The 15,527-nt window shown below is 59.2% G+C and carries 13 protein-coding genes; 1 reads left to right on the top strand and 12 read right to left on the bottom strand.

The window, feature by feature from the left end; all coding sequences use genetic code 11:
- Positions 1 to 145 precede the first annotated feature (145 nt).
- From JKL48_RS15145 to JKL48_RS15095, 11 genes are all read right to left on the bottom strand, one after another.
- Positions 146 to 652, bottom strand: a complete 507-nt coding sequence (locus tag JKL48_RS15145; RefSeq protein WP_201983941.1) for a hypothetical protein — start codon at positions 650 to 652, stop codon at positions 146 to 148.
- Positions 642 to 815 carry a hypothetical protein gene (locus tag JKL48_RS15140; RefSeq protein ID WP_201983940.1) on the bottom strand — a complete coding sequence of 58 codons (174 nt, stop codon included), beginning with the start codon at positions 813 to 815 and terminating at the stop codon, positions 642 to 644. The genes JKL48_RS15145 and JKL48_RS15140 overlap by 11 nt, the downstream gene beginning before the upstream one ends.
- A gap of 23 nt (positions 816 to 838) precedes the next feature.
- Complete coding sequence (locus tag JKL48_RS15135) at positions 839 to 1,144, bottom strand: helix-turn-helix domain-containing protein (protein WP_201983939.1); 306 nt, start codon at positions 1,142 to 1,144, stop codon at positions 839 to 841.
- Complete coding sequence (locus JKL48_RS15130) at positions 1,125 to 1,412, bottom strand: type II toxin-antitoxin system RelE/ParE family toxin (protein ID WP_317191948.1); 288 nt, start codon at positions 1,410 to 1,412, stop codon at positions 1,125 to 1,127. The genes JKL48_RS15135 and JKL48_RS15130 overlap by 20 nt, the downstream gene beginning before the upstream one ends.
- Before the next feature lie 238 nt (positions 1,413 to 1,650).
- Positions 1,651 to 4,458, bottom strand: coding sequence for a glycoside hydrolase family 2 protein (locus tag JKL48_RS15125; RefSeq protein ID WP_201983935.1), 2,808 nt, complete (start codon positions 4,456 to 4,458; stop codon positions 1,651 to 1,653).
- Positions 4,459 to 4,555: 97 nt separating this feature from the next.
- Positions 4,556 to 4,954, bottom strand: a complete 399-nt coding sequence (locus tag JKL48_RS15120) for an endonuclease domain-containing protein (protein WP_201983932.1) — start codon at positions 4,952 to 4,954, stop codon at positions 4,556 to 4,558.
- A 96-nt stretch (positions 4,955 to 5,050) separates the two neighbouring features.
- Positions 5,051 to 6,880 carry an exo-alpha-sialidase gene (locus tag JKL48_RS15115; RefSeq protein ID WP_236668823.1) on the bottom strand — a complete coding sequence of 610 codons (1,830 nt, stop codon included), beginning with the start codon at positions 6,878 to 6,880 and terminating at the stop codon, positions 5,051 to 5,053.
- Positions 6,881 to 7,038: 158 nt separating this feature from the next.
- Positions 7,039 to 8,001, bottom strand: coding sequence for a glycoside hydrolase family 43 protein (locus JKL48_RS15110; protein WP_201983929.1), 963 nt, complete (start codon positions 7,999 to 8,001; stop codon positions 7,039 to 7,041).
- 6 nt (positions 8,002 to 8,007) lie between these two features.
- Complete coding sequence (locus JKL48_RS15105; protein WP_201983927.1) at positions 8,008 to 9,396, bottom strand: glycoside hydrolase family 140 protein; 1,389 nt, start codon at positions 9,394 to 9,396, stop codon at positions 8,008 to 8,010.
- A gap of 124 nt (positions 9,397 to 9,520) precedes the next feature.
- Positions 9,521 to 11,182, bottom strand: coding sequence for a pectate lyase family protein (locus JKL48_RS15100; RefSeq protein WP_201983925.1), 1,662 nt, complete (start codon positions 11,180 to 11,182; stop codon positions 9,521 to 9,523).
- A 107-nt stretch (positions 11,183 to 11,289) separates the two neighbouring features.
- Positions 11,290 to 13,026: a fucose isomerase gene (locus JKL48_RS15095; protein ID WP_317191946.1), complete on the bottom strand. Its 1,737-nt coding sequence runs from the start codon at positions 13,024 to 13,026 to the stop codon at positions 11,290 to 11,292.
- Positions 13,027 to 13,520: 494 nt separating this feature from the next.
- On the opposite strand from JKL48_RS15095, the gene JKL48_RS15090 reads away from it, so the two are divergent.
- Positions 13,521 to 14,417: an AraC family transcriptional regulator gene (locus JKL48_RS15090; protein ID WP_201983924.1), complete on the top strand. Its 897-nt coding sequence runs from the start codon at positions 13,521 to 13,523 to the stop codon at positions 14,415 to 14,417.
- A gap of 167 nt (positions 14,418 to 14,584) precedes the next feature.
- Here JKL48_RS15090 and JKL48_RS15085 read toward each other — a convergent pair whose 3' ends face one another.
- Positions 14,585 to 15,511, bottom strand: a complete 927-nt coding sequence (locus tag JKL48_RS15085) for a dihydrodipicolinate synthase family protein (protein ID WP_201983923.1) — start codon at positions 15,509 to 15,511, stop codon at positions 14,585 to 14,587.
- Between the last annotated feature and the right edge of the window lie 16 nt (positions 15,512 to 15,527).

The raw sequence follows: 15,527 nt of genomic DNA, 5'->3' as shown, positions 1-15,527 counted from the left end.
GGGCAGTAGGGAAAGAGTGAGAAAATATACCCCTTTCCTCTACTTTTCACTGGCCTACTTCGAGGGGAAGCCTACAGCAAGACCAGAGGAATTACTATCGATAGTGCCTTTGGCAAAGTCCTCTTCATGGAAAACATTTATTTCCCTATAGCTCGTCTGATTTTCTTTTGGCTTTTAATTGCTCAATGTCAACAATATCCTTCGGCCTGCCATTTACTACTTTGTCTGCCAGCAAATCATCAAAGCTGATAAAGGGGATACTGACTTCGCCCAAAGCAGCAGCTTCTCGGTTTGCGAAAGACACTCCGAATCTTAGCGGCGCTTTCAACTCCGGCAGCAGGGCAAGCGTCAAGTCTTCAAAACTATACTTGAAAAAAGACTTTTTAGGATTCGGCGTCTGCTCTTGTTTGTATTTCGCGACATCCTGGCCAAGCTGTTCCAATGCTTTCAGTACCTTGAAGTAATTGCCATAGGTCGGATTATACCAGATATCTAAATCGACCTTATCCGCAACTACGCCATTTGAAGCAATTGAACGCCGGAAATAGCCATGTAGCGCAACCGCAATTCCGCCAACGACGAGGTAATCAACGCCGTGCTTATGGAGGACACTACAAACCGTCAGCAGGGCGCTGATTAGCTTATTGTCCATCAGAACGCTCCGCTTTCTTCTTGGCAGCTAAATCCTGCTGTAAAAGCTTGATAAATTCTTCGAGTTCTGTATACACTCTATCCCGCTCTGCTTCGGTGCGTGTATTGGGCTGAATATCCGATTTCAGCGCCTCGAAGCTTGTGTATCGTGTCAGCTTTGCCATGACTGTGCTGTTAAAGCAACGGACTAGAAGTTGATAGCCAGCGAAATGCGGCCTCCCAAGCCAACTTCCACGATTTTCTGCAAGGTGGATAGGCGCACCTCCTTTACGTTGTTCTCAATCTTGGAAATGTACGATTTAGTAGTGCCGACTTTCTCGGCTAGTTCTTCCTGGGTCAGGCCGCGCTCCAAGCGGGCCTCATGCAGCAGGGCACCGAGCTTGAAGCTTTCGAAACCTGCTTCCAACTCTTCCCGCTTGGGCGTGCCGCGCTTGCCGTAGTGCTGGTCCTTGAACTCGCTCAAGGTAGTAAGGTTATCGCTTTTCGTGCTCATATTCTTGTTTGATTTTCAGAACTTTCTCAATTTCTGCTTTCGGCGTCTTCTGGCTTTTCTTCTGGAAGCCATTCGCTAAGACGACCAGTTTGCCTTCATCGAAAAAGCAGAAGATGCGAAAAATGTCGCTGGCTAGCTGCACTCGTATTTCATACAAACCATCGGTGCCTTCCAGGTGCTTAAGATACGTTTCAGGCACCCGTTCCAGCTGTTCTACCAAGTCCAGCGTCCAGATTATTTTGGCTTGTACCTTGTCGCGCTGTTGCACGAAAAACTGATGGAAGTAGTCTTTGTAGAAAGTGACGGTTCGGTGTTTCTGACTCACTTAGCAAAACTACGAAAGTTGCCCATAAGTGCAACTTTTGCAGATTAAATAAACCTAGAACGGTCACGCTGAACGCAGTGAAGCATCTCTACTACTTCGTTGTCAAGTCGTTCAACGAGGCGGTAGAGATGCTTCACTGCGTTCAGCATGACCGTTCTATGGTAGCAAATTAGGTTCCCTCCTACCACTTCCCGACGGCCTTAGCAGCGGGCTTGGCGGTGAAATCGAAGTAGAGGGTAATTTCTTTGGCGTAGGACGGGTCTTTGCTGTAGTCGTAGTACATGTTGGTTTTGCCCATGGGGCCCATGTTTTCGGCTTTTTGCGACTTAGTGCCGATGGGCGTGATGCCGTGCATGAACGAGAGGTTGCCGCTGGGGAAGGCCGGGGCCGTGTTGTAGGGCTTGGCGGCGAAGCGGGGCGTGAAAAGGCGCAGGTACACGTCTTCCTGGTCGCAGACGATGGTGAGGGGCTGGCCGGTGGTTTGGAGCGTGAGCCAGTAGAAGTTGGAGTAGTAGCCCTTGAACTCGGGGTACTGGGGGCTCTGGGTGCCGTCGGGCTCGCCGGTGCTGGTGTTGTTGTAGGCCTTGGTCCACACGCCTAGGTTGGTGCCTTTCATGCGGTCTTTCCAGACGCGGTAGGGGCCGTCGCCGCGCCACAGGATGCCTTTTACCTCCTTTTCGGGGTAGCTTAAGCTGAGGCCGGCCAGGGCAAAATCGTAGTCTTTGGGGAAGTACTTGGCTGTCATGCGGACCCAGCCGGAGGGGTACACCGTCCATTGCAGCGACTGGTAGCGGCTGGCCTTGCCAAACTTCGCGTCGATGACCACGTTGGCGCCGTCCTGGCGCTGGGTGAGGCCTTCGAAGGCGGTTTCGCCCTCGGCCAGCACGGGGCCGTTGGTGAGCGGGATGAGGCCCTGGGCGTTGCGCACCTGGCGCAGCAGGCCGGTGCGGCGGCTAAAAGTACATGTGACGCTGTTGGCGGTGGTGGTGTAGAGCGAGTCGGTTTCGGTGAGGCTGGCGGCGCCAGGGCCGGTGGTGGGCACCAGCCGCTGCGCCACCTGCGCGGGGCGGGCGATGGGCCAGCTCCAGGTGTAGATTTCGCGGCCGCTAGGGTCGGTGGCCGTCACGTAGAGCACGTCGGCCTGCTGCCAGTCGGCGGGCAGCGCCAGCTTGAGCGGGCCGTACTCGGTGGGCGCGATGCTGGGCGCGGCGATGGTGCCGGTGCGCGTGATGGGCGTGGCAAGGCTGCCGGGTGTGGGCAGCTGGGCGAGCTTCCAGGTGAAGCGGCAGGCGCTTAGGTTGGTGTAGGTGAAGCGGTTTTGGATGCGGAAGGTGCCGTCGAAGGCGGGCGTGATTTCGCGGCGCTCGAAGAACACGGGGCTCCATACTTCCTTGATGGTGAAGTAGCTGCCTTCTTTCTCGCGGTAGGGCCCCAGGATGCCGTCGGGGCCGTGGTCGCCATCGGTGTCGAGGATGCCGCCCTTGTCGGTGCGCACCACGGCGGCGTCGGAGAAGTCCCAGAGGAAGCCGCCGGCCGAGAGCGGCTCGCGCCACATTTGCTCCCAGTAGTCTTCGAGGCCCGCGCCGTGGCCGCCGTCGTAGAGGCCGTGCAGAAACTCGGTGGGAAACACCACGTTGTGGCCGTGCAGGTGGGTGCCGTTGCCGTAGTCGTAGTTGATGTAGTGCTGGGTATCGGTGCCGCGGAACACCTGCCAGGCGTGCACCACGGGACGCTTTTGCAGGTCCATGCGGTCGAGCACGGGGTCGAGGTCGAAGTTGTGGCCACCCTCGTTGCCGTTTATCCAGCCGATGATGCTGGGATGGGTTTCGTCTTTCACTACCATTTCCTCCACGAGCTTGGTGCCGGTGGGCGTGTCGTAGTTGGCGTGCCAGCCGGCCACTTCGTCAAACACAAAGAGGCCGAGCGAGTCGCAGGCTTCCAGAAAATGGTCGTCGGGCGGGTAGTGCGACATGCGCACGGCGTTCATGTTCATGTCCTTCATCAGGTTCACATCCATCACGCTCAGTGCCGGGCTGGTAGCGCGCCCCGACGACGGCCAGAACGAATGCCGGCACACGCCCTTGAACTTGATTTTCACGCCATTGACGTAGTAGCCCTCACGCTCGCGTAGCTCCACGGTGCGGAAGCCGATGGTTTTGCTGATGGTGTGCACGTCCCTCCCCCCCTGCCGGAGCGTGAATGTGACGCGGTAGAGGTTGGGGGTTTCGGGTGTCCAAGGCTGGGGGTTGAGCACGGTGGTTTGGAGTTGCGCGGGGCTGCCCGCCGCCACGGCCGTCCGGAACTCGCCGCCGACCGGCTGCCCGGCCAGGGTATAGAGCTGGCCCACTACTTCATCGGCTGCGCCGCTGGTAGTCACGCTGGCCCGGAAGGTGCCATCGGCCCGCGCATCCACGGCGGCCCGGCTGATGTGGGCCACCGGCAGCGCCTCCAGAAACACCGGCCGAAAAATGCCGCCAAACAGCCAGAAGTCGCCCCGCCGCTCGGCGCCGTTCACCGATTCGTTGGCCGAGTGCTTGGCCACGGTGGCTTCGAGCAGGTTGGTTTTACCGTATTTCAGCAGCTTCGAGATGTCGTAGCGGAAGCGGTAGTACGAGCCCTGGTGGATGGCGCCGGCCGATTGGCCGTTGATTTTGACTTCGGTATCGGTCATGGCGCCGTCGAATACGATGTTCACGACCTTGCCCTGCCAGCCGGCTGGCACCTTAAACTGGTACTTGTAGAGGCCCTTTTCCTTGCCCCGCGCGGTGTCCTTGTCGTGCCCGTAGTTGTACTTGCCAAAGCCTTGCAACTCCCAGTTGGACGGCACCGGGATGGTGGTCCACTTGCCCGAATGGCGGCCCGCGGTGCAGTAGAACTGCCACTTCACGGTGTGGTCTTTGTCGGGGCCGGAGAGCAGCTGGGTTTCCGTGCGCTGGGCGTGGAGCTGGCTCAGCGGGAGAAGCAGGAGGGCTAGTAGGTATTTGAGCATGTTGTGCGGGCGTGGTGCCTCACCCCCCGGCCCCCTCTCCGAAAAGGAGAGGGGGAGCCTGACGACTTTTTGATAGGTTTGGAGACGTTGGGGGTTCTTATAGGCTAGCTTTTATGGCTGCCAGAGTTGTTTCGGTTTGGTTGAGGACCTGCTCATTTGAGAAGCGAAGCACGCGGCAGCCTAGCTCGGCTAGCATGGCGGAGCGGCCACTGTCGTAGTCAGCTTGGTCGGGTTCTAGGTGGCCGGAACCGTCCAGTTCTACTATCAGCCTATGCGAGAGGCACACGAAGTCCGCGATGTAGCGGTCAATGCTGTGCTGACGACGGAACTTCACTCCTAGCTGGCTGCCGCGCGACTGTCGCCACAGCTTTTCCTCAGCAGGCGTAGGCTCGTGGCGCATGCCTCTAGCTCGCGCTTTTAGCTCAAGCTTGCCATACTGCTTCTTATCAGCAGTGAAGATTTTATCCTGCGGCAAATACGGCTCGGTCGATTCCATTCAAGTAGTGGGAAGTGATATAAGCGAGCAACAAACCATGTGGTCGTGGCTCCCCCTCTCCTTTTCGGAGAGGGGGCCGGGGGGTGAGGCGCCACGTCAGGGCGTCTTCACCTCCCCCGCCGACGTCTTCAGCGACTTGAGGTAAAACACTGCCAACGGCTCCGATTCGCCGGCTTTGGGCAGGTCGTAGGCTTGGTCGGCGGGCGTGTCGGGCGTGGGGAAGTGGCGGGCGGGGCCGGTGCGGAACATCACCCGCTCGAAGGACGCTACCGGGGCGAAGAAGATGAAGGTGCTGGTCTTGCCGTTGGCCGTGATGGTGCAGGTGCGGTTGGGGGCGTCGAGGGTCACGCGCAGGTCGAGCTGCTGGCCGGCTTGGTACTTGGTCACGCCCTTGAAGCGGGCGCCGGCTTTGTAGCTGAGCGTGCCGGTGGAGTCGAAGGAAAGCTGCACGGCGGGTTGGCCCTTGGCATCCTGAAACTCGATTTGCAGCAGGCCGTGGTCGTTCTGTCCGGGCACCACCGACAGCTCGGCCACCAGTTGCTTGCTTTCGGGGATGATACGCTCGGCCTTGGCGTAATCGAACTTATCGGCATCCTTCAACACCAACGTCTTGCTGCCATCGGGCAGCTTGCCGATTTCTACCGGGGCCTGCACGAGGCTGTAGGTGTTCCATTGGTCCAGCTCCTGCCCGGCGGGTAGCTGCGCGAAAACCTCGTTGGCGTGGCTGCTGGCGGTGGCGCGCACGGGCACGGGTACCGAGGCTATCCACAGGTCCTCTTTGTTCACGCTGTAGCTCACCCACAGCTTTTTGTCGGGCGGCACGCCGTCGCCTTCCTGGATGCCGCGCACGTACTGCGGGCCGTAGCTCTTGTAATTGCCGCCGTAGCGCATGGGCGTGATTTCGCCGTGCACCAGCCAGAGGTCGGTGTAATCGAGGCCGTTTTCGCTGGTCGAAATCGCCAGCGGCCAGCGGAACTCCGAGGGGTTGTACACCGTGGCGTAGCGGCCATCGGAAGTGCGCTGACCCCAGATTTTGGCGTTGCTGTTCACGAAGTGCGGCGCCCGGATAACCGGGTTGGGCCAGGTTTTGCCGCCGTCGGGGCTGATTGTGGTGAGGGCGTGCTTCCAGAGGCCCACCACGCGCTGGCCGTCGGGCAAGTGGTAGTAGCTGAAGGCTTTGTAATCCTTCTTAATGGGAATCAAGGGGTCGTTACGGTCCTGCTCTTCCACCATCTGCTGCATCATTAGCGGGTTGGCCAGGATTTCCTCGCAGGCGGCCACGAAACCCTTGTCCTTGCTGGTGGTGTAGAAGGGATAAGTCGATTTCGACTTATCCCACGTCGCGTTATTCCGCAGGAAGTAAATGGGGCCGAATTTGCCGCCCGGCAGCACCTCGCGCACCACCCGGCCGATGCCCTGCCCGTCGTTGGGGTCGTCCTTGGCATCAAGGGTCACGCCGTAGTAGCCCAGGGTCAGCAGGCGGTTTTTCTTCGAGGTGTAAAAGCCGATGCGCTGGTGCATCACGGCCACCAGGTTCTTGGCCACTTTGCCGGGCTGGTCGGGCTTGGTGAAGCCGTCGGGCACCCGGTAGGGCGGGAAGATGACGGTGGGGTTGGTCCAGGTGTTGCCGTCCTTGCTCGTCAGCAGCAGGGTGCGGCCGGGCGGCACGTGCTCGCCCACGGGGTTGCTGAGGTACTGGTAGTAAAACTGCCCGTTCCAGTAGGCCAGCATGGGCGCGTGGTTGTAGGTCCAGCCCTCGCCGTTGGCCGCGTCGGGGTGCTCGCGGTTGGCGCGCAACACCTGCCGGGCGTGCGTGCCGATGGCCGGCCGCAGCTGGCCGTGGTGGTAGTCCACGTTGCTGAGCGTGGTGCCGGTGTAGCGGATGGTTTCGGGCGCGGTTTGGGCGTAGGTGAGGGCGGGGAGCAAGAGGATTGCAAGCGGCGCGAGTGCGCGCCTCACCCCCCGGCCCCCTCTCCGAAAAGGAGAGGGGGTGCCAGCCGAAAGTTTCGTTGAACGCACCCCCTCTCCTTTTCGGAGAGGGGGCCGGGGGGTGAGGCGCGACGTCTGCGCGGTAAAAAACTTACTCATGGTTTTCCGGTAGCTGAGGTTGCACCCGCCCTTCCTACCGGCGCGGTTTGCAACAGATTCTTGAGCGTCTTGCGCGGCACCATGAAGATGGTCCCGTGCTTGTGCCCTGTCGGCACGCTAACTTGGGCCGAAACGTCGGTGAAGTTTAGGAAGTCGCTAGTTTTGGCGGCGCCATACTTCTTCTCGCGGTAGGCATCGTAGTACACCAGCCATTGGTTGTGCGGCAACCTGGCCACGCTGGGACCTTCGGTAAAGTTGGCCGTAAATGGTTCGGATACCTTTAGGAATGGGCCGGTGGCAGTGGGGCCGAACGCCACTTTGATGTCGCGCTCAGGACGGGTGTTATCCTTTACAACTAGTACATAGTCATCGATGCCACGCCGCAGCACTTCGCAATCAATGGCGCTGAACCCAAGGTCGAGGTAAAGCTTGGTGGCCGAGAAGGTCTTAAAATCTTTGGTCGTGGTGTAATAGAGGCGGTGGTTGTTGTCCTCCTCTTCCTGGCCCTTCGGGAAGCGCAGCGGGATGGTACTGGCCCACACGATGAGAAACTGCTGCGTGGGCGGGTCGAAGAAGATTTCGGGGGCCCACACGTTCACGGTACTGGGCTCGTGGCTCATCACGTCGATAAACCGCTGCTCCGACCAATGCACCAAATCCTTCGAGCTGGCGTAGCCGAAACCCTTGTCGCCCTTCCAGCCACAGGTCCACACGAGGTGGTAGGTGCCATCCGGCCCCTGCGCGATGCTGGGGTCGCGCATGAGCTTGCTGGGGCCCACCTGCGGCGTCAGGAATGACTTGCCCGCGTCCTGCCACTTGTAGCCGTCGTAGCTGTAGAGGAAGTGCAGCCCGTCGGTCGCCGGTTCGCGAAAGGAGGTGAACATATACGCCTCTTTCGCACAGGAACTCAGCAGCGCAGCGGCGCCGAGGATAAAGAAAGCCTTGAGGGAGTTGAACACGGCGCTTTAGCTGATGGAGTCCAGAATCAGCACCCAGTCGTTGCCGTCCTTCTGCTCGCCGGGCGGGTTGAATTCCTGGGTGCCTTTATTCGGAAAGGTACCAATGGCCGTGGTTTTGCCATCGCGCGGACTGTACCACGAAGCTTTCACTTTGGCGCCGGAAATTTTGCCCATGTTCACCTTCAGGTTGCGCCCGTTGTAGGTGTAGACGAAGGCATATTTCTGACCTCGGGTGGCCATCTGGCGGTTGTACTTCTCCCCCGCTTCGCCGGCAATCAGCGACTGGTCGGGCACCCGCTCAAAGTAGGGCCGCGAGAGCATCAGCTGCTTCAAATACTGCATCTGAGCCGAACCGGGGGCGTTGATGGCCGACGACCACAGTTCCTTTGAGCCGTAGGCACTCCCCTTGTCGAAGCTGCTGTGCATCTGCATCACCGAGTTCTGCCCGTAAGTGAAGCCGAAGGCGCCCGCAAACACCGACCAATAGCCGTAGCGGCGCACGTCAGCGTCGGTCCAGCGGGGTTGGGTGATGTCGTGCAAGCCCTGCGGAATGCCTTCATAAGAGGGCTCCCCATCGAGCGAAGGCTTGGCGGGTTTCAGGGCGTAGTCGGCCTGCTGGTAGCGCCAGTTGTCTTCGCCGTAGTGGTTCTTCTCGTTCTTCGAAGTATCCTGCTCGTATCGGCGGTGGCCCGACTGGTACATGTTAAAATCGAGCCATGCCGCGTTGTGAAACCAGTCCGACGACTGCGTGCGGCCACGCGGGTGGAAGGTTTCCAAGTGGTTCGGGTCCACAGCCTTGAGCGTGGCGCCGATGGTGTTCCAGACTTTCAGCGAATCTGAACCGGCGATGTCGCCGCCGTTCAACCAGATGATATTGGGGCGGTTTTTATACCGCTCGGCCAAGAAGGTAGCGTAAGCTTTAGCTTGCGCCTGGCGCACCTTGCCTCCCTTCACATTCGTACCCCACACGGGTACCATACCCATGTAGAGCCCCTTTTTGGCCGCCAGGTCTACGATGTAATCCACGTGGTCCCAGTAGTCGTACTGCGCGGCATCGGTGGGCGAGTTGCCGGGCGTGGTGAGAGGCCGGGCCACGTTGGCGTGCGTCAGGGCTGAGTCGCCGTACACGTTGGCGATGGGCACCTGGTGCAGCATCATCACCTGAATGACGTTGAAGCCTTTCTTGCGGCGGTCTTCGAGGTAGGTTTCGGCTTCCTCACGCTTGAGCTTGCTGAAGAGCAACCAGCCAGTATCGCCCAGCCAGAAAAAGGGTTTGCCGCTGCCCGTCATCAAGTAACGGCCGTTGGGCGACACTTTGAGCGGGCCGGTGGGCTCGGCCGGGGCGAAGGCGGCGAGGATTAGCAGCAGCGCAGCAAGACAGTTCTTTATAGTCATCTAAGTGATATCAAGCAATTGAAACAGTCATGCTGAGCGAAGTCGAAGCATCTCTACCTCAATACTAAATGAGTTGCTTGCGCATTAGAGATGCTTCGACTTCGCTCAGCATGACGTTCTTTTTTTACGACTTGGCTTTCCCAGCATTCGGTCGCACGTTTTGCAGCGGCACCACGCTATTCAGGTATTCTTCGATGTTGGCGTAGCCATCCTTGTCGCGGTCCTGGGTAGCGTCGGCGGCGCTTTTGGGGTTGAGGCCGTGGGCAATTTCCCATTGGTCGGGCATGCCGTCGTTGTCGGCGTCGGCGTAGGGTTTGCCCTGGTAATTGGGGTAACCGCCCACCTGCGCCGGGTCAGTGATGATGCCGTTTTTATAGGAATCCTCGGGCAGACGGCGCTTGATGTAAGGGCTCTTCGGCGTGGGCTGGGCGTTTTTGGAGTAGGTGATTTTGCCGGTGCGCACATCTTCCACAATGCGGGCATCCACGGCATCGCGCTTAGGCAGGGTGCAGCCCGCGTTGGCCAGTACGTACTGGTAAGCCTCCTGGGCGGGCAGCACGGTGTTCATGTTGGGCAGCGTGAAGGGCTTATCGGTCCGAATTTCGGCCACAACTTTCGCGGCATCGGGCTGGTCTTCCACCTGGACGCCGCCGGCCCAGTTGTCCTGGGTCACTTTAGGGTTGCCGTCTACCACGTTGCCGGCCACGTAAGCCTTGCCGAACAGGTTCTTCGCGTCCTTGTCGCGGCCCGATTCGGGCTTGAGAATACGGTAGGCAATGGGCGCATCCTTCGGCGTGATGGGCCCGGGTTTGTAGTAGTTGTTCACGAAGTTGTACTCCGAGTGGTTGTCGCCACCATCGGCCGAGCGGTTCCACCAGTTGAACACCACGTTGTTGGCGAAGTTGAAGTCGCCGTACATGCCCACCGAGGGGTTGCGGGCGATGTTGTTGGCCCACAGGTTGCGGGTAAACAAGCTATTTAGCCCGCCGATGGTGCTGCCGAAGGCGTGGTTGTAGGTATCCAAACCCTCCGAAAAAATGGAGTTTTGAATGGTTACGTTCACCGTGGGCAGCTTGTCGGCCTTGCCGGTTTCGGGGTTGTGGTACACATGGCGGTAGATGGACATGTTCTCATCGAGCCCCCACGAGGCCGAAACGTGGTCGATGATGATGTTGCCCACCGGATTGCCGCCCAGGCCGTCGTCGCGCCGGGCCACGTCCATGGCGCCGCGGCGGAAGCGCAGGTAGCGCACCACCACGTCGTGGGTGTTAATCCAGACCGACTCGCCGGCCACGCAGATGCCGTCGCCGGGCGCCGTCTGGCCCGCGATGGTCACGTAGGGCGCCCGGATGATAATGGGGCTTTGCAGCTTGATAATGCCGGCTACATTGAATACGATGATGCGGGCGCCGCCCTGCTCCAGCGCCTCGCGCAACGAGCCGGGCCCACTATCTGCCAGGCTTTTTACCACAATCACCTTGCCGCCCTGGCCGCCGAAAACGTGTGCTCCCCCACCCTCCGCGCCGGGAAAGGCTAGGCGTGTAGACTGAGGCAAGTCGCTGGGCTTGGCGGCCCAGGGAATGAAGGGCTTGCCGGCCTTGGCCTCGGCCTGAATGATGGGCTGCGCTTTCTGCCAGGCTTCTTCCGAGCGTTTCTCGGCTTCGGCCAGGGCGGCGTCGGCTTTGGCCTGTACCTCCGGTGGGATGGTCGGATATTGGGCACGAGCGGCGGGTGCGGCGCAGGCAGAGGCAAAGAGAACAGTGAGTAAGGCGCGGCGGTGGGACATTCGTTAGATAGTTGTTTTCAGAGTGGGTTTGTCAGTTTTAGAAATCTGTCATGCTGAGCACAGTCGAAGCATGACGTTCTATATTATTGAAGTTTACTGGAGCCTATTCAGCTTGAGGCGATGGCCAGTTCGGCTGGCACTGTTACTACTTGCGCGGCATTGGTCATGCCCTTCACATCGCCGCAAAAGTGTACTTCCACGCCGATTTCGGCCAGCGCGGCGGCTTTGATGCGGCAGAGCTGGTGGGCCTTGGCCTCGTAGGGCGCGTAAACCACCTGAATATGATTGGCCTTGTGGCGGGCCATCATCTGGTCGCGGGTCACGCCGCGCAATACCGCGTGCATGATGGGCCATTCGGGGGTAGTTTCCTGCCAGCGGCGCTGGGTCTCGGCAGCGGGCAGGGCCACAGCTTCGCCCACGCCGAGGTCGCAGTGCAGCTTGCCGTCCATCACGTACACGCGGCTCCAGACAATGGAACCGGGACGGCTCACACCCTTCACGCTGCCACCGCCGAGGCGGAAGTACATGGCGGGCTGCCGCTCGCTGCTGGTGCCGGCATAGCCATCCACGAAGTGCGCGGGCGGCGCAGCCCCCGAAATCAGAAACACCCACACGAATTCTTCGCCGTCGCCGGTGTCGAACAATTCGCCCCACCGCAAGTCGTGCAGGGTGGTTTCGCCGCTCAGGCCCAGCTCATTCCAAAGGCGGTAGGTGAGCAGAGCGTCGAGGCCGGCGCATTCGTCTACTTCGTTGAAGTGCGGCAGCGCCTGTCCGGCGTACAGTTCCTGGCCGGTTTTGGAATAAACGGGCGGCCGGTCGGTGTTATTAAGCAGGCCCTCGGCCAGGTCGCTGGCCACGGTCAGGTCTTTCAGGCCTTGCTGGTACTGGATGCCGATGGTGTCGCAACCGAATTCATCCGCAATTCGCACGGCGGCAATGTACATCTTGCACTGCTCTAGCGTCTGCTTTTTGGTAAGTTGGGTGGCCTCATCGGTTCCCCAGTTGAACTTCATGCCGCGGGCCAGCAGCCAGTCGAGCACAGCCTGAGCTTCGGCTTCGGTCACGTCGCGCATGGCAGCAAACAGGCTGGCCTGGCTCAGGCGCTCCTTAAATACGCCGGTGGCGTGCAGCAGCTCATCGGGCACAATGGCGTTATACATGCCCATACAGCCCTCGTCGAACACGCCCATAATGGCCTTGTGTTCCTGAAACTTGCGGCCGAACTCGCGGCCAATCTGCTCATCGGCAGCGGGCATTGTAGCACCGGCCAGACTGCGCACATGGCGCGCATCCTGCGTCACGTAGCCGTGGTGCAGCCACTGCTTGAGGCTTTTCTCGAAGAAACTGTCGGTGAAATGCTCGCTCCAGAGCGTGTGGTACTTCACACCGGCTTTGGTGAGGCAGCCATTCAGGTTGAGCATGCCCACCAGGCCGGGCCACTGCCCGCTCCAGTTGGCCACCGTGAGGATGGGGCCTTTGTGCGTGGTGAGGCCGGCCAGCACGTGGTGCGAGTACTGCCACACGCTTTCGGCCACGATGAGCGGCTGCCAGGGGTTGATGCTGCGAAAAACCTCCATGCCCATGCGCTGCGAATCGAGGAAGCCGTGCTGTTTCGCGGGGTCGTAGGCGTGGGCGCGTTTCAGCGTCCACCCGTGGCGCTGCAGGGCGGCGGTGAGCTGTGCTTCCATGGCGGCCTGGGCAGCCCAGCAATTTTGGTTGGCGGCCAGGCGCAGGTCGCCACTGGCGAGGAGGAGCACTTCGTTGGTCGGGAATGGAGCCACGGGTGTGAACGAGAAAAAGTAGGCCGGAATCCGCCGCCCGGCCCGGCCAATGGCCCGGAGCACGCAGCGAATTCGGCAGAAAAATTTCGGAATGACTTGGTATACAAATTTGCCAGTCGATTCTCCCCTAGCCCTCCGGCTTTTTGCCCTCTTAGTGTAGGATGTTACCATCCGTTTGGCCCCGGCCAGCCCGAGCCGATTTCATCGCCATTCCGGGACTACAGCTATTCATGTCGCACCCAAGCAGCACTTTTTTCTGTCGATAAGCCCACCAGCAGGCTAGAGCAGGCAAGTACAGGAGAGTTCTGCTTTTTGAGGTCTGTAGTTTAGTGACTACTTACTGACTGAATTTATGCATTCCCATTCTGTTTTAGGCTTCTCGCACCCTGAGATAATATCCTAGAGAAGCCTTCAGCGCACGCCATTCTCTCTTATCAACGCATCTCGTCACGCTACCCTCTTCAAGCTACCCCAAACGATTTCATGACTTTACCGCCGTTTGGGCTCGCTCAAACAGTTACTTCCCCTTCCTCAATTCCCACCAACCTTCACTCCGCATGAAAGCCCATTTCCACAAAGTACCGGTTGCTCCCCAGAGCTCTTTCAGCGTCCGCCACGACCAGAAGCCGAACTTCGGCACCGTGTGGCACTATCATCCGGAGCTGGAGCTGCACTACGTTATCAAAGGCGAAGGCGTGCGCCTGATGGGCGACAACATCAGCAATTTCTCGTCGGGAGAAATCGTGCTGCTGGGCGCCAACCTGCCCCACACCTGGCGCTGCAACGAGGAGTATTTCCAGGGCAACCCGGAGAAGGAAGTAGAGGCCATTGTGATTCAGTTCTTGCCCGAGTGCCTGGGCCGCTACCTGTTCGGCCTGCCCGAGGCCTACCTCATCCCCAAGCTGTTTGAGAAAGCCAAAAGCGGCCTGCTCATCACCGGCAAGGCCAAAGCCAAACTGGCGCCGCTCATGCGCCAGGCCGTGCACGCCACCGACCTGGACCGCATCATCATCTTCCTCTCCATCCTGAAAATCCTCTCCGAAACGACGGAAACCAAAACCATTGCCTCGGAGCATCACGCCTTCAAGCAGAGCAACGAGTCGGACGTGCAGCGCATCAACAAGGTGTGCAACTACACGCTGTCGAACTATAAAAAGGAAATTACGCTGGAAGAAATTGCGTCCATCAGCAACTTGAGCGTCACGTCGTTCTGCCGCTATTTCAAGCTGATTACGAAAAAGACGTACTACGATTTCCTCATCGAAATTCGCATCAGCCAGGCTTGCCGCCAGCTCATTGAAGATAAGCTGCCCACGGAGGTAATCTGCTTCGAATGTGGGTTTAACAACGTATCAAACTTCTACCGTCACTTCAAGAAAATCACGAAGATGACGCCGCTGGAATACAAGAAAAAGTACCTGCACAGCCACAAGGAACTGGCCATGGCGGCCTAAAGAAGTAGCGCGGACTCTGAGAGTTCGCGTTGGGCCGGGCAACAAACAGCACGTCATGCTGAGCGAAGTCGAAACATCTCTACTGCAATAGTAAATAATTACTGCTGCGGTAGAGATGCTTCGGCTACGCTCAGCATGACGTTCTTTTTGAATCCTACTAGGACCTGCTACGCCACCAGTTCCAGCTGCTTGCTCAGGGTGCTGTAATCGCCGTACAGGGCCTCTACCCCAGCCCGCACGGTACCGGTAAAGTTGCCCACTTTGCGGCGCGTAAAGGTGGAAATATCAACGCCGCGCTGCTTGAGCGAGTATTTGGCCACGGTCGGGTACACGTCGTGCATCACGCCCATGTTCTTGATGAAGAAGTCCTGCACTTCTGCGACTTCGCGTTGCAGCAGGGCGTTGTCGTAGTTTTTGCAAAGCCACACAATGAGCTCCGGGAAGAAATTGCCCTGAATGCAGGATAGTCCGGCCGAGCCAGCGCGAAGCGACTCCACAGCGTGGCCCATGTAGGCATCATAAAGGCCGAAGTTGTGGCCTTCGGTGGCGGCCAGCTTGGCGCGAATCTGGTCGATGTCGAGGCAGGTGTCTTTGTGGTAGGTGACGCGGCCGGTGGCTACGAACTGGCCCAACTGCTCGGCCGTGAGCACGCGCTTGTAGGGCTCGGGGCACTCGTAGAAGCCCAGGGGCACACCGCTGGTCCATTCCAACAGGCGGTGAAAACGCTCGTTGAAAATGGCCTCGGATTCATCCTGCGCGGCCAGCAGGCCGGTGATGACGATGACGGCCTCGGTGCCGGCTTCGTACACCTGCTTCACAAAATCGGCCTGCTCGTTGAGCGGGCCGGCAAAGGTGCCGGTGGCCACCACGGGCACGGCGCCGCCCGCCACATGCACAATGTGGCGAATGCTTTGCAGCCGCTCATCGGCGCTCAGCTCAAACATCTCGCTGGAGAGGCAATTGGCGAAGAGGCCAGCGGCTCCGGCCTTTAAGTACATCTCCGTCAGTCGAGTAAGGGCCGGATAATCGATTTTCCCGTCGTTCTGAAAGGGCGTGAGCATAACGGGGATAAATCCCTTGGATGCGTTTCTCATAATAATAAGGGCTTGG

The organism is Hymenobacter rubidus, from assembly GCF_016734815.1.
Classification (GTDB): Bacteria; Bacteroidota; Bacteroidia; order Cytophagales; family Hymenobacteraceae; genus Hymenobacter; species Hymenobacter rubidus.
This window is presented reverse-complemented; position numbering and strand designations above follow the sequence as displayed.